This is a genomic window from Novosphingobium sp. RL4, assembly GCF_035658495.1.
Classification (GTDB): Bacteria; Pseudomonadota; Alphaproteobacteria; order Sphingomonadales; family Sphingomonadaceae; genus Novosphingobium.
Map to the genome: position 1 here is coordinate 2,206,365 of NZ_CP141944.1, position 12,731 is coordinate 2,219,095.

12 protein-coding genes are annotated in these 12,731 nt (G+C 63.6%); 8 read left to right on the forward strand and 4 right to left on the reverse strand.

The genetic code is table 11. The features are described from left to right. The first annotated feature begins 14 nt into the window (after positions 1-14). Both U9J33_RS10715 and rnr read left to right on the forward strand, forming a co-directional pair. Positions 15-890, forward strand: a complete 876-nt coding sequence (locus tag U9J33_RS10715) for a sulfite exporter TauE/SafE family protein (RefSeq protein WP_054438935.1) — start codon at positions 15-17, stop codon at positions 888-890. 62 nt (positions 891-952) lie between these two features. Next, positions 953-3,205 (forward strand): ribonuclease R, encoded by a 2,253-nt coding sequence (rnr, locus tag U9J33_RS10720; protein WP_324695110.1) that lies wholly within the window; start codon positions 953-955, stop codon positions 3,203-3,205. Between the two features lie 51 nt (positions 3,206-3,256). Here the strand turns inward: rnr and U9J33_RS10725 are convergent, their stop codons facing one another. Further along, the gene (locus U9J33_RS10725; RefSeq protein WP_132468799.1) at positions 3,257-3,712 is read right to left on the reverse strand and encodes a universal stress protein; all 456 of its coding nucleotides are present in this window, start codon (positions 3,710-3,712) and stop codon (positions 3,257-3,259) included. Positions 3,713-3,878: 166 nt separating this feature from the next. Here U9J33_RS10725 and U9J33_RS10730 point away from each other — a divergent pair, with 166 nt between their 5' ends. The 3 genes from U9J33_RS10730 to lpdA are packed head-to-tail and all read left to right on the forward strand — an operon-like array spanning position 3,879 to position 6,994. Further along, positions 3,879-5,189 carry a pyruvate dehydrogenase complex dihydrolipoamide acetyltransferase gene (locus U9J33_RS10730; protein ID WP_324695114.1) on the forward strand — a complete coding sequence of 437 codons (1,311 nt, stop codon included), beginning with the start codon at positions 3,879-3,881 and terminating at the stop codon, positions 5,187-5,189. Between the two features lie 43 nt (positions 5,190-5,232). Further along, positions 5,233-5,571: an acyl-CoA thioesterase gene (locus U9J33_RS10735; protein ID WP_054438984.1), complete on the forward strand. Its 339-nt coding sequence runs from the start codon at positions 5,233-5,235 to the stop codon at positions 5,569-5,571. 4 nt (positions 5,572-5,575) lie between these two features. Beyond that, positions 5,576-6,994, forward strand: coding sequence for a dihydrolipoyl dehydrogenase (gene lpdA, locus U9J33_RS10740; RefSeq protein WP_324695116.1), 1,419 nt, complete (start codon positions 5,576-5,578; stop codon positions 6,992-6,994). A gap of 84 nt (positions 6,995-7,078) precedes the next feature. Here the strand turns inward: lpdA and U9J33_RS10745 are convergent, their stop codons facing one another. After that, complete coding sequence (locus U9J33_RS10745; RefSeq protein WP_054438939.1) at positions 7,079-7,591, reverse strand: GNAT family N-acetyltransferase; 513 nt, start codon at positions 7,589-7,591, stop codon at positions 7,079-7,081. Positions 7,592-7,849: 258 nt separating this feature from the next. Here U9J33_RS10745 and acs point away from each other — a divergent pair, with 258 nt between their 5' ends. Continuing rightward, positions 7,850-9,799 (forward strand): acetate--CoA ligase, encoded by a 1,950-nt coding sequence (gene acs / locus U9J33_RS10750; protein WP_324695118.1) that lies wholly within the window; start codon positions 7,850-7,852, stop codon positions 9,797-9,799. A gap of 115 nt (positions 9,800-9,914) precedes the next feature. On the opposite strand, the gene U9J33_RS10755 is transcribed toward acs, so the two are convergent. Together U9J33_RS10755 and U9J33_RS10760 are read right to left on the reverse strand one after the other, a co-directional pair. Next, the gene (locus tag U9J33_RS10755; protein ID WP_420719839.1) at positions 9,915-10,637 is read right to left on the reverse strand and encodes a spermidine synthase; all 723 of its coding nucleotides are present in this window, start codon (positions 10,635-10,637) and stop codon (positions 9,915-9,917) included. A 61-nt stretch (positions 10,638-10,698) separates the two neighbouring features. Then, on the reverse strand, positions 10,699-11,013 hold the full coding sequence (locus tag U9J33_RS10760; RefSeq protein ID WP_054438941.1) for a DUF6481 family protein: 315 nt from the start codon (positions 11,011-11,013) through the stop codon (positions 10,699-10,701). Positions 11,014-11,471: 458 nt separating this feature from the next. On the opposite strand from U9J33_RS10760, the gene rsgA reads away from it, so the two are divergent. After that, on the forward strand, positions 11,472-12,506 hold the full coding sequence (gene rsgA / locus U9J33_RS10765) for a ribosome small subunit-dependent GTPase A (RefSeq protein ID WP_185997408.1): 1,035 nt from the start codon (positions 11,472-11,474) through the stop codon (positions 12,504-12,506). A gap of 4 nt (positions 12,507-12,510) precedes the next feature. Then, positions 12,511-12,666, forward strand: a complete 156-nt coding sequence (locus U9J33_RS10770; protein ID WP_165913197.1) for a hypothetical protein — start codon at positions 12,511-12,513, stop codon at positions 12,664-12,666. Positions 12,667-12,731: the final 65 nt, after the last annotated feature.

Genomic DNA, 12,731 nt, shown 5'->3' on the forward strand with positions numbered 1-12,731 from the left:
AACGGTAAGCGATCATGGGCCTGACACAACATTTCGACCTGTTGCATGCCTTGGCCGGTATGCTGGTGGGTATTTTGGTGGGGCTGACCGGGGTTGGCGGAGGCTCGCTCATGACGCCGCTGCTGGTGCTTTTGTTCGGCGTAAGCCCGCAGACAGCGGTAGGCACCGACCTGTTGTTCGCCGCGGTGACCAAGATCGCCGGTTCCGCGGTTCACGGCAAGCGCAACACTGTCGACTGGACGATCGTGCGCCGCATGGCTTGCGGCAGCGTGCCGGCAGCCATCGTAACTCTCGGTTTCCTGTCGTACTTCGGCAAGATCGGCAATTCCACCGAACATCTCATCATGATCTCGCTGGCGGTCCTCCTCGGCCTGACGGCGGTGGCGGTTGTCTGTCGGAAATGGCTGCTCAAGTTCGCGCATGACATTAATCCGGACCAGCCCCGCTCTCGGGTCGTGGGAGGGACGGTGCTGCTCGGAGCGGCAATCGGCGTTGCGGTATCGATTTCGTCGGTAGGAGCGGGCGCGATCGGCATGACTGTGCTGCTCATGCTCTATCCCAAGCTGCCCGTCGCCCGCATCGTCGGCTCCGATATTGCCCATGCCGTGCCGCTGGCTCTTATCGCCGGCGTGGGGCACTGGTTTATCGGTGATGTGGACTTCGGACTTCTGGCGGTATTGCTGCTGGGATCGATCCCCGGGGTCATTCTTGGAAGCTACCTCTCGTCCCATGCGCCGGACAGGATTCTGCAGCCTCTTCTGGCCTGCGTTCTCGCCGTTTCCTCCTGGCAACTGTTCCTGAAGGCCAATTCGGCAGACAAGGCGCTGCCAACGCCGGCAACAGCCCATGCCGCAACAATCGAGGGTGAAATTCCCGAACAGCACCCGTGATGACGGCGCCGCAATGATGCGGCGCCATTGCAATAAGCCCTGAACGGGCGCATGGCGCTGTCATGCCTCCCAAGAACCGGCCCGAGCCTGGCCTGCCGACACGCCAGCAAATCCTCGATCTCATTCAGAATTCGTCCGACCCCGTCGGCAAACGCGAAATTGCGCGTGAATTCGGCTTGAAAGGGCAGGAGAAAATTCAGCTCAAGTCGCTGCTGAAGGACATGGCCGAGGAAGGCCTGATCGACGGCAAGCGCACAGCATTTCATCGGATGGGCGGTATGCCCAAGGTCACTGTTCTTCGCGTGGTCCAGATCGAGGAAGGCGAGGCGATCGCCATTCCCGACACCTGGACACCGGACGATGCAACGCCGCCACCGCGCATTCGCCTGGTGGAGAAGGGGCGTGGTTCAGCGCTCAAGAAGGGCGATCGCGTACTTTCGCGCACCGAGGAAACTCCCACCGGGTGGCGCGCCTGGCCGATGAAGAAGCTCACCCTGCGATCCGAGCAGCTTCTCGGGGTCGTCGAGATCGACGGTGCGGGCAAGCCATGGTTGGCACCTGTTGACAAGCGTGTCCGCAGTTCTGCCCCGATTTCCGACCTTGGCGGCGCCGAAAAGGGCGAGTTGGTTCTGGCCGAACCGATCGGGCGATCCGCGCGTCCATCGGTGAAGGTCACGGAAATCCTGGGCGAGCCACTGGCGCCCAAAGCGTTCAGCCTTATCGCCATTCACAAGCACGGTATCCCGAACCGCTTCAACGAAGAGACCATCGAGGAAGCCGAGGCCGCGGCGAAGATGCCGCTCAGCGCCGAGAAGCGCGAAGACCTGCGGCATCTGCCGATAGTCGCCATTGATCCTTCGGACGCCCGCGACCATGACGATGCGATCTGGGCCAAGCCGGACGGCGAGGGCGGATTCGATGCACTCATCGCCATCGCCGATGTCTCTTTCTATGTGCGGCCGGGTGGTGAGATTGACCGCGAGGCGCGGCGGCGTGGCAATTCGGTCTATTTCCCCGACCGCGTCGTGCCGATGCTGCCCGAAGTGCTCAGTGCCGACGTGTGTTCGCTGCGCTCGGGAGAGGACCGCGCGGCCATGGCGTGCCACCTCAAGATCGATGCACAGGGGAAGGTCGTTGGTTGGCGGTTCACACGCGCGCTCGTCCGCATCCATGAAGTGATCGCTTACGAGGAGGCCCAGGCAAGCATTGATGAAGGCCGTGCCGAATCGCACCTTCAGGATCTGTGGGCTTGCTGGAAGGTGCTCGCCCAGGCGCGCAGCGACCGCGATCCGCTCGAACTTGAACTGCCCGAGCGCAGGGTAAAGCTGGACGATCAGGGCCGCATTGCCGAGATCGCCCTGCGCGAGCGTCTCGACGCGCACCGCGTGGTCGAGGATTTCATGATCTCCGCCAACGTTGCAGCAGCCAAGGCCCTTGAAGCCAAGGTTGCGCCGGTGGTCTACCGTGTCCATGAAGTGCCCAGCCGTGAAAAGCTCATGGCGCTGAAAGACTATCTTGCCACCTTCGGGCGCAAGCTTTCGCTTGGGCAGGTCATCACGCCGGGCCTGTTCAACCGCATGCTCAAGGACATCGCGGATGAGAGCGAGAAGGCGCTCATCATGGAAGCGGTGCTGCGCAGCCAGACACAGGCCTATTACGGGCCGCGCAACGAAGGTCACTTCGGCCTCGCGCTCGGTTCTTACGCCCATTTCACGTCGCCGATCCGTCGCTATGCCGACCTTCTGGTCCACCGCGCGCTGGTCGATGCCTATGGACTGGAGCAACCGGCGCCCAAGGGCAAGATTCCCGCGACCTCCGGCTTGTCCGAGCGCGACCGTGACGATCTCGGCCGCGTCAGCGAGGCCATCAGCGCCGCCGAGCGCCGCGCCATGGAGGCCGAGCGCGAGACGATCGACCGATACGTTGCGGCATGGCTTTCCGCCCGTGTCGGTGATGTGTTCGACACGCGCATCACCGGAGTTCAGAAGTTCGGGTTCTTCGCCACGATCATCGGCCTTGGTGGCGATGGTCTGGTGCCGGTTTCGACTCTGGGCGCGGAACGCTTCTCTTATGACGAGAAGGCACAGATTCTCGAAGGCGAAAGCACGGGCACCACTTATGCAATGGGCCAGATCCTGCGGCTGCGCCTGGCCGAGGCCAATCCGCTTACCGGTGCGCTCAAGTTCGAGCTGGAAGAGGGTGGCGGCCGTATCGAGCCGCGCGGCAAGCCCCAGGAATTGAAGAAGAAGGGCAAGCACTTCGTCGGCAAGCGCGGGCGGCCCGGCAACATTCGCCATCAGGGGCGCAGGAAGTAGTCGGTCGTTTCGTCCCGAATTCGCTTCGGGACGAACGCCGCTTTTGCGATCCTAGCTCAGGCGCTCGATCGCTTCGGCATCGAGGGTGCCGGGAATCACGAAAACGGGGCAGGGCATCTGCCCCAGTCCGGCGCCGGTGAAGTGCGCAACGAGTGGGCCCGGCCCGCCTTCCCGGGCGGCGCCGAGCACGAGTGCCGAGACCTCGGCGTGCTCTTTCAGGTACTGCCGCACGATCTTGATGTCCTCGCCCATGCGGACCGAGATTACCGGCATCTTAGCGCCTTGTGATAAAAGGTTGCCGGCGGCGGCCGTCACCAGCGTTTCCGCACGGGCGCGGGCCTCTTCCTCGATGGTAGCCTGAACCCCCCCGAAGGCATTGAACGGCTGGGGCGGCACGAGGGCCAGCAGATGCAGTGCACCATCGGTCTTCGCGGCGCGGCGCGCCGCGAATTGCAGCGCCACCAGCGCTTCTTCCGTTTCGTCGACGATGACCAGGTAGATGCGCATAGTGTTCCCTCTTGAACACGGGTTATCGGGCTATTCAGGTCACGGTGCAAGCCATCACGAATGCGAAAAAAGGCGTGCGAAGGCGCTTGTGCGCGCGGCTCAACTTGTCCAAGGAAAGGCGGACCCCGCACACCTCCCCAGGAAAACAAGGGACACACAAGCTTCCATGCCCATCGAGATCAAGATGCCCGCCCTGTCCCCCACGATGGAAGAGGGAAAACTGGCAAAATGGCTGGTTAAGGAAGGCGACACCGTCAGCTCCGGCGATATCATGGCCGAAATCGAAACCGATAAGGCCACGATGGAGTTCGAAGCCGTCGACGAAGGCACCATCGGCAAGATCATGATCGCCGAAGGTACCGAAGGCGTGAAGGTTGGAACCGTGATCGCCGTCCTCGCCGGTGAAGGTGAAGACGTCAGTGCCGTTTCCGCCGCACCTGCCGCCGCCAAGACCGAGGCCCCCAAGGCAGCCGATGCCGCTCCGGCTCCGGCTGCCGCCGCGCCTGCCCCGGTCGCCTCTGTGCCTGCTGCCAAGGACGGCCGCGTTGCCGCTTCGCCGCTTGCCAAGCGTATCGCTGCCGACAAGGGCGTAGACCTTGCCACCGTGAAGGGTTCCGGCCCGAACGGCCGCATCGTCAAGGCAGACGTCGAAAGCGCGCAGCCCGGTTCGGCCAAGCCTGCGGCCGCCGCTCCGGCGCCTGCTGCCGCCGCGCCCGCCGCCGCCGAAGCCAAGGCTCCTCCCGTCGACATGGCACCGGAAACCCGTGCGCTGCTCGACGATCGGGTTCCGCACGCGGTCACCAAGCTTTCGGGAATGCGCAAGACGATCGCCAAGCGCCTTACCCAGTCCAAGCAGGAAGCGCCGCACATCTACCTTTCGGTCGATGTCCGCCTCGACAAGCTTATGGCGCTGCGCGCCGAACTGAACGCCATGCTCGAAAAGCAGGGCGTGAAGGTCTCGGTCAACGACATGCTGGTCAAGGCACTTGGCCGCGCGCTGATCGACGTGCCGGAGTGCAACGTGACCTTCGCCGGCAACGAACTGATCACTTACGCCCGAGCCGACATCTCTGTCGCAGTCTCGATCCCCGGCGGGCTCATCACCCCGATCGTCACCGATGCGAGCGGCAAGTCCTTCTCGCAGATCGCCAAGGACATGAAGGATCTTGGCACGCGTGCCCGCGAAGGCAAGCTTGCTCCCGGCGAGTATCAGGGCGGCACCGCCTCGATCTCGAACATGGGCATGATGGGCATCAAGCAGTTCTCGGCCGTCATCAACCCGCCGCAGTCGACCATCCTGGCGATCGGCGCGGGTGACAAGCGCCCGTGGGTCATGCCCGACGGCACGCTCGGCGTGGCGACCGTCATGAGCGCAACCGGCAGCTTCGACCACCGCGCGGTGGACGGCGCCGATGGTGCGCGCCTGATGGCCGCGTTCCGCGAATACGTCGAGACCCCGCTCGGGATGGTCGCCTGACGTGAGCGAGCATCCACGCGATCCGGTGATCCGGGTCACGGCCATGCCGGCTGACGCCAACGCCTATGGAGACATCTTCGGCGGCTGGCTGATGAGCCAGATGGACATGGGTGCCGGCCTCGTCGCCGCCCGTCGCTCGCGCGGACGCGCGGTGACGGTGGCGATGGACGGCATGCAGTTCCACCTGCCGGTCAAGGTTGGCGACGAGGTTTCGGTCTACGGCGAAATTCAGCGCGTGGGCCGTACTTCGCTGACCATCGCCATCGAGGCATGGCGTCGGCACCGGCATGAAGAGGAAGAAGTGAAGGTGACACAGGCGGTGTTCACCTTCGTCGCGGTGAACGAATTCGGCAAACCGCGCGTCATCGATCAGGAGAAATAACTCAGTGGCTGATACTTACGACGTCATCGTCCTCGGTTCCGGCCCCGGCGGCTACGTTTCGGCGATCCGCTGTGCGCAACTCGGACTGAAGACCGCCATCGTCGAGCGCGAACGCCTCGGCGGCATCTGCCTCAACTGGGGTTGCATCCCGACCAAGGCGCTGCTGCGCTCGGCCGAGGTGTTCCACCAGATGAAGCACGCCAAGGATTACGGCCTGGCGGCGGACAACATCACCGCCGACCTCGACGCGGTGGTCAAGCGCTCGCGCGGGGTAGCCGACAAGCTCAATCAGGGCGTTACGCACCTGATGAAGAAGAACAAGATTGCCGTGCACTTCGGCAACGGCAAGCTCGTGGCTCCGGGCAAGCTCTCCGTCACCGATGCCGACGGCAAGGCGACCGAACTGGCCGCCAAGCACATCATCATCGCCACGGGTGCCCGCGCGCGTGACCTTCCCAAGCCCAAGGCCGACGGAGAGCGCGTGTGGACCTATCGCCACGCGATGACGCCGAAGGAAATGCCGAAGAAGCTCCTGGTCATCGGTTCGGGCGCGATCGGTATCGAATTCGCCAGCTTCTACAACGACATGGGTGTCGATACGACCGTCGTCGAGATGATGGACCGTATCGTTCCTGTTGAGGACGCCGACGTCTCCACCTTCCTCGAGAAGGCGCTGACCAAGCAGGGCCTCAAGATCATGACGGGCGCCAAGACCGGCGATATCGCGGTCGGCAAGGACGGCGTGAAGGTTGCGTTGACCGACAAGAAGGGCAAGACCGAAACGGTCGAGTTCAGCCATGTCATCGTCGCGATCGGCATTGTCCCCAATGTCGAGAACATCGGGCTGGAAGATCTCGGTATCGAACCCGACAAGCGCTTCCACATCAAGGTCGATCCCTACGGCCGCACCAACGTCAAGGGCGTGTGGGCCATTGGCGACTGTGTGGAAGGCCCCTGGCTGGCACACAAGGCCAGCCACGAAGGTGTCACCACTGCCGAAACCATTGCTCAGGAACTGGGCAACAAGGACGTTCACCCGCACCCGCTCGATCGTAACAACATCCCGGGTTGCACCTACTGCCACCCGCAGGTGGCGTCGGTCGGCATGACCGAGGCCAAGGCCAAGGAAGCGGGCTACGAGCTGAAGGTCGGCAACTTCCCGTTCGTCGGTAACGGCAAGGCGATCGCTCTCGGCGAGCCGGAAGGCTTCATCAAGACCGTGTTCGACGCCAAGACCGGCGAATTGCTGGGGGCTCACATGATCGGCGCGGAAGTTACCGAGTTGATCCAGGGCTACGTGGTCGGCAAGACCCTCGAAACCACCGAGGCCGAACTGATCCAGACCGTGTTCCCGCACCCGACACTGTCGGAAATGATGCACGAGGCGACGCTCTCGGCTTACGGTCGCGCTATCCACTTCTAAGGATCGCGTCTCCGGACGAAAATGAGAAGGGCGGGTCCTTGCGGGCCCGCCCTTTCTCTTTGGTTCGGTAGCGGAGGATCGCGCTCAGCCGAAGTTCTTGGAGAGTATGACCAGAGTGGGATCGCCGATGAAGGGTTCGGGGATGAAACCCTTGTCACGTTCCACCTCGATGGCAGCGCTGTTTTCGCGGCTTTCGATGGCGATGATGCGCTTGCAGCCGCGGGCATCGGCCTGTTTGCCGAGGAAGTCGAGCATGGCCCAGCCGACGCCCTTGCCCTTGTGATCCGCTCGCACTGAAATCGCTACTTCGGCGGAATCGCTGTTGTCGTCGAAGGCGAGCACGCCCGAGGCGATGATCCCGCCGTCTTCAGAGAATCCCAGCCACGATTCGGTACGGTAATGGTCCGCTTTGACGATGGGTGCGATCTGCTGCGGGCTGACCCTGTCGGCGGCGGCGAAGAAGCGGAACCGCCGGTCGTCATCGGTTACCCGTTCGAAGAATTCCGCCAGAGCCTCGGCATCGTTCTGGGTGGCCGGGCGGACGTCGAGCACGATCCCGGAACGGGTTGGCAGCGTGATGGCGTCATTGAGGGACATGGGTCGAACTCCACTGGAATTGTGTCGGTTCCTTAGGCGCTTGTACCATGATCCGGCATTGATCGGGATCATCGAACGCCGTCGCCTGCGGCCAAGGCTAACACGACCTGTCGGTTATGTCCCGCTAGTGGGACAAGTCGTTGCAAGACAGGTAGCGCTTGGCGATTCATCGGTTAATGTAGGGAGGAACCGGCCGCTCGCGAAGCTGGCCTAGAAAGTCGTTTGCCGGGCAGTGCCTGGCGAGAGGAGTAGGAAGTCATGGCCGAGGCCATCTATCCAGTGCCCGCCGAATGGGCCGAGAACGCCCTGATCGATGAGGCGCGCTATCAGCAGATGTACGCCCGTTCCATCGAGGATCCCGAGGGTTTCTGGCGGGAAGAAGCGCAGCGGGTGGACTGGATCAAGCCTTTCGAGGTGGTGAAGCAGACCAGCTTCAACGAGGCGGACTTCGGCATTTCATGGTTCCCGGACGGCACGCTCAATCTCTCGGCGAACTGCCTTGATCGACACCTAGAGGCACGAGAGAACGACATAGCGATCCTCTGGGAGCCGGACGATCCGAAGAATCCCGAGCGCCGCATCACATACGGCGAGCTTCACGAATCCGTTTGCCGTTTCGCCAACCTGCTCAAGGCACGCGGCGTCAAGAAGGGCGAGCGCGTCACCATCTATCTGCCGATGGTGCCGGAGGCAGCCGTCGCCATGCTGGCCTGTGCGCGCATCGGTGCGATCCACTCGATCGTCTTTGCCGGCTTCTCTCCGGATGCGCTGGCGGGGCGCATCCAGGATTGTGACAGCCGCATCGTTCTCACCAGCGACGAAGGGCTGCGCGGGGGCAAGAAGGTTGCGCTCAAGGCCAATGTCGATGAGGCGCTGAAGGCGTGTCCCGGTGTCGACAGCGTCATCGTGCTGGCGCATACCGGCGCCGAAGTGCCGATGGTCGAAGGGCGCGACATCGACTGGGCTTCCGCCGCGGCCGGGCAGTCCGCCGATTGCCCGCCAGAGGAGATGGGCGCCGAAGACCCGCTGTTCATCCTCTATACCTCCGGCTCCACCGGCAAGCCCAAGGGTGTGCTCCATACCACCGGCGGTTACGCCGTCTGGGCTTCGATGACGCATGAATACGTCTTCGATTACCGACCCGGCCAGATCTACTGGTGCGCGGCCGACATCGGCTGGGTCACGGGGCATTCCTATGTCGTCTACGGGCCGCTGATGAACGGCGCGACCACGGTGATGTTCGAAGGCGTTCCCAACTTCCCCGACGCCAGCCGGTTCTGGCAGGTGGTCGACAAGTTCGGGGTCGAGATATTCTACGGTGCTCCCACGGCCCTGCGCGCGCTGATGCGCGAGGGGGACGAATTCGTGAAGAAGACCAGCCGCAAGAGCCTGCGCCTGCTCGGTTCGGTGGGCGAGCCGATCAATCCCGAAGCCTGGTCCTGGTATCACGAGGTCGTGGGCGAGGGCCGCTGCCCGATCGTCGACACCTGGTGGCAGACCGAGACGGGCGGGGCCATGATAACCCCGCTGCCCGGCGCCACCGCGCTCAAGCCGGGTTCGGCCAGCAAGCCGTTCTTCGGCGTGAAGCCCGTGCTGCTGGACAACGACGGCACCGTCCTGGAAGGAGCGGCCGACGGCTGCCTGGTCATCGCGGATAGCTGGCCCGGCCAGATGCGCACGGTCTGGGGCGATCACGAGCGTTTCTTCCAGACCTATTTCAGCACTTTCCCCGGCACCTACTTCACCGGCGACGGCTGCCGCCGGGACGAGGACGGGTACTTCTGGATCACCGGGCGGATCGACGACGTCATCAACGTATCGGGCCACCGGATGGGCACCGCCGAGATCGAATCGGCGCTGGTCGCGCATCCGGCGGTGGCCGAGGCGGCGGTGGTGGGCATGCCGCACGAGATCAAGGGGCAGGGGATCTACGCCTTCGTCACCTGCAATGCCGAAGTCGAGCCGGACGAGGCCCTGCGCCGCGAACTCATCAAGTGGGTCCGCCATGAAATCGGGCCGATCGCCACGCCTGACGTGATCCAGTTCGCGCCGGGCCTGCCCAAGACGCGTTCGGGCAAGATCATGCGCCGCATCCTGCGCAAGATCGGCGAGAACGACTTTTCGAACCTCGGCGATACCTCGACGCTCGCCGATCCTTCGGTGGTCGACAACCTGATCGCCAACCGGCCCCAGCCAGCGGCGGCCTGAAGATCCCAGGACCGCAGCGAAAAGGGGCGGGAGGCGAATATGAAAGATTCGCCTCCCGCCCCTTTTGCAAACGGTCTGTTCGATCAGGCTTTCGCCCGGCCTGCGGCCGGACTGATCACGGCTTCTGCGCAAACAGGATGACGTGCTCCAGCGGTTCGTCGCCGGGTGCCTCCTGGCCGGGCGCTTCGCCGATGCAGGCTTCGACGGAGACGACCGTCACTTCGAAACCCATCGCGGCGAGCAGCGCCGAAAACTCGGCGTCCGGCGTTGCCGACCAGATCGCCAGGATACCTTGTGGCTTCAGCGCCGTCATGGCGGCCCTGAGGCCCATTCGCGAATAGAGCCAGTCGTTCACCCGGCGGGTGAGCCCTTCGGGACCGTTGTCGACATCGAGCAGGATCGCGTCATAGGCGCTATCCGCCGCATTTATCAGTATCGCGACGTCGTCCTGCACGAGCTGGACCCGGGCGTCGTCCAGGCAGCCGGCCGTGAAGGCCCGCATCGGTCCGCGCGCCCATTTTATGATCTCGGGCACGATCTCCGCCACGATGACCTGAGCGTCGGACGCCAGGGTTTCGAGGGCGGCGCGCAAGGTGAAGCCCATGCCATAGCCGCCGATGAGCATCTGCAGGTCGGCACGGGTGCCGAGCCGCTCGCAGGTCATCGTGGCAAGTGCCTCTTCCGACGAAAAGAGATCGGTACTCATGAGCTCGTGCTTGTCGAGCAGAATGACAAAATCGTCACCGTTGCGCACGAGCCGTAAACGGTCGCCGTTCGGAACGTGCGCTATATCGATGAGCTCGTCGCCGGGCAGAAGGTCGGAAACAGGAGCGTTCAACTCCTGATCCCGGCATCGGTCGCGGAATGGACGATTGCGGACTGGGGGTGAGGGTGCAGAATTACTTCCCGCGTGCCTTGCGCGCGGCGTAGCGGGCGTCACGCGCCGCCTTGCGCTCTTCCTCGGTAGGCTCGGGCTTGGGCGCGGCTGCTGCGGCCTGTTCCGCCTTGGCTGCAAGGTCACGCTCGCGCTTTTCCTTGGCCGCCTTGCGCTTTTCCGCAAGGGCCAGCTCGCGCGCTTCAGCCTTCGCCACGCGTTCCGCCTGGACGGCCGGATCGATCGGAGCCTTCGCCTTCAGCGCTGCGAGCGCCTTGGCCCGCGCCTCAGCCGCGGCGTTCTGCCGGGCTGCCACGCCCGGCTCCTTGTATGCTGCCATTGTATTCTACCTAATTGCGTCGTCGCCACCGGCTGCGGATGTGATGGGATCATCATCCTTGGAGGTGTTGAAGAACGGGATGGTTCCGGACGATCATGGACATCGTCCCTGATCTTTTGTTGACGGGCCTGGTCCAACGCGGCGCAGGCCCTGCTTGCAGCGTCTTGAGGACAGGTGAGGTGCACGTCGCACCCAGCCATTATCCTTCAAAGGGCGACATCAGTGGAATCGCCCATTATCAAGACATGCGCTTTCTGTCACGGACTGTTGCTTCGTGCAGGAATGGCCCTCCCGCCGTACCGGCCGGACAGGCGCCGCAAAGGTAATGGTGTTCCCACGGCGCAACAATCTGTATGCGACCTGCAAAGCCGCTCCCGCGGTTCCACGATGCCGCGCCGGCATTGCCCGGGCCAGGACGAAAACCTGGACCCGGATCAAAGAAAGTCCCTGCCGAGTTCATGGAAGCCTCTGACGCCATTCTCGAAGACCTCGGCTGGAATGCCTTCTTCAGCAGCCAGCTTGTCCCCGGTGAAGAACAGGGCGAAGCGTGCGTCGTGCGGGTGATGGCGGTGCACCGGGGCATGATCGAGATCGCGGGGGTCGGCCAGGAAGGAATGATCTCTTCCACTCTTCCGCATTCGAAGGGGCCGGAGGATCGCCCCACCGTTGGCGACTGGCTGATGGTAAACCGCGAAACGCGAGAGCCGCTGCGCCTGCTTGAACGGATGAACCTGTTCAAGCGCAAGGCTCCGCTGGACCAGCGGCGGATTCAGCTCATTGCAGCCAATGTCGATACGCTGTTCATCGTCACGTCGTGCAACCAGGATTTCAATATCGCGCGCCTCGAACGCTATCTCGTGCTTGCGCGGGACGTGGGCGTGAAGCCGGTGATCGTGCTGACGAAGATCGATCTTGCGGAAGATCCGGAACGCTTCCTCGAAGCCGCGCGCGCCTTGCAGCCGGGGCTGGAGGTCGAGATGGTCAACGGCCGCGATCCGCAGAGCGTGTCGAACCTCGCGCCGTACTGCGGCAAGGGCAAGACCGTTGCCTTGCTCGGATCGTCGGGCGTGGGCAAGTCCACCATGGTCAATACCCTGCGCGGGTCGAAGAGCATCGCCACCCAGTCCATCCGCGAGATCGACGGCAAGGGCCGGCACACCACCACCGTGCGGCAGTTGCACCGGCTGGACGGCCCGATCAAGGGCGGCTGCCTGGTGGACACTCCCGGCATGCGGGAGTTCCAGTTGCCTGATGCCGCTTTCGGCATTGCCGAAGTGTTCGACGATATCGTCGCCCTCACGCTGGAATGCCGCTTTACCAATTGCAGCCACGGTTCGGAGCCGGGATGTGCGGTGCAGGCCGCGCTGCGGCAGGGATCGCTGACGCCCGAACGGCTTGAACGCTGGCGCAAGCTCATCATCGAGGACACCGAAGGCACCGCCAGGACGGCGGGACGCCGGTCGGGTCCGAAAAATCCCCGAAAGAGGAAATGAAACAATGGCAGATCTCTACCTCAAGGCCCTCGAATCCGAGCGCCGGAGCCTGTGGGCCGAATGCCGCCTGAAGGGCCTTGCCAAGGGCACGCCCGAGCGGCTCCGGATCGACGAACTCGACAAGCTCCTCGCTGAGCACAAGGCCAGGAAGGCGGACTGAAACAGCCGTGCCCCCGGCTTGGCCTGATGGGGTCGGGCCGGGGCCGGGCATTGCCTTTTACCGTT

Excerpts from the sequence above, each read along its gene's own strand:
- U9J33_RS10715 (WP_054438935.1), top strand. The coding sequence starts at position 15 with ATGGGCCTGACACAACATTTCGACCTGTTGCATGCCTTGGCCGGTATG.
- rnr (WP_324695110.1), top strand. The coding sequence starts at position 953 with ATGCCTCCCAAGAACCGGCCCGAGCCTGGCCTGCCGACACGCCAGCAA.
- U9J33_RS10725 (WP_132468799.1), bottom strand. The coding sequence starts at position 3,712 with ATGCGCATCTACCTGGTCATCGTCGACGAAACGGAAGAAGCGCTGGTG.
- U9J33_RS10730 (WP_324695114.1), top strand. The coding sequence starts at position 3,879 with ATGCCCATCGAGATCAAGATGCCCGCCCTGTCCCCCACGATGGAAGAG.
- U9J33_RS10735 (WP_054438984.1), top strand. The coding sequence starts at position 5,233 with ATGCCGGCTGACGCCAACGCCTATGGAGACATCTTCGGCGGCTGGCTG.
- U9J33_RS10745 (WP_054438939.1), bottom strand. The coding sequence starts at position 7,591 with ATGTCCCTCAATGACGCCATCACGCTGCCAACCCGTTCCGGGATCGTG.
- acs (WP_324695118.1), top strand. The coding sequence starts at position 7,850 with ATGGCCGAGGCCATCTATCCAGTGCCCGCCGAATGGGCCGAGAACGCC.
- U9J33_RS10760 (WP_054438941.1), bottom strand. The coding sequence starts at position 11,013 with ATGGCAGCATACAAGGAGCCGGGCGTGGCAGCCCGGCAGAACGCCGCG.
- rsgA (WP_185997408.1), top strand. The coding sequence starts at position 11,472 with ATGGAAGCCTCTGACGCCATTCTCGAAGACCTCGGCTGGAATGCCTTC.
- U9J33_RS10770 (WP_165913197.1), top strand. The coding sequence starts at position 12,511 with ATGGCAGATCTCTACCTCAAGGCCCTCGAATCCGAGCGCCGGAGCCTG.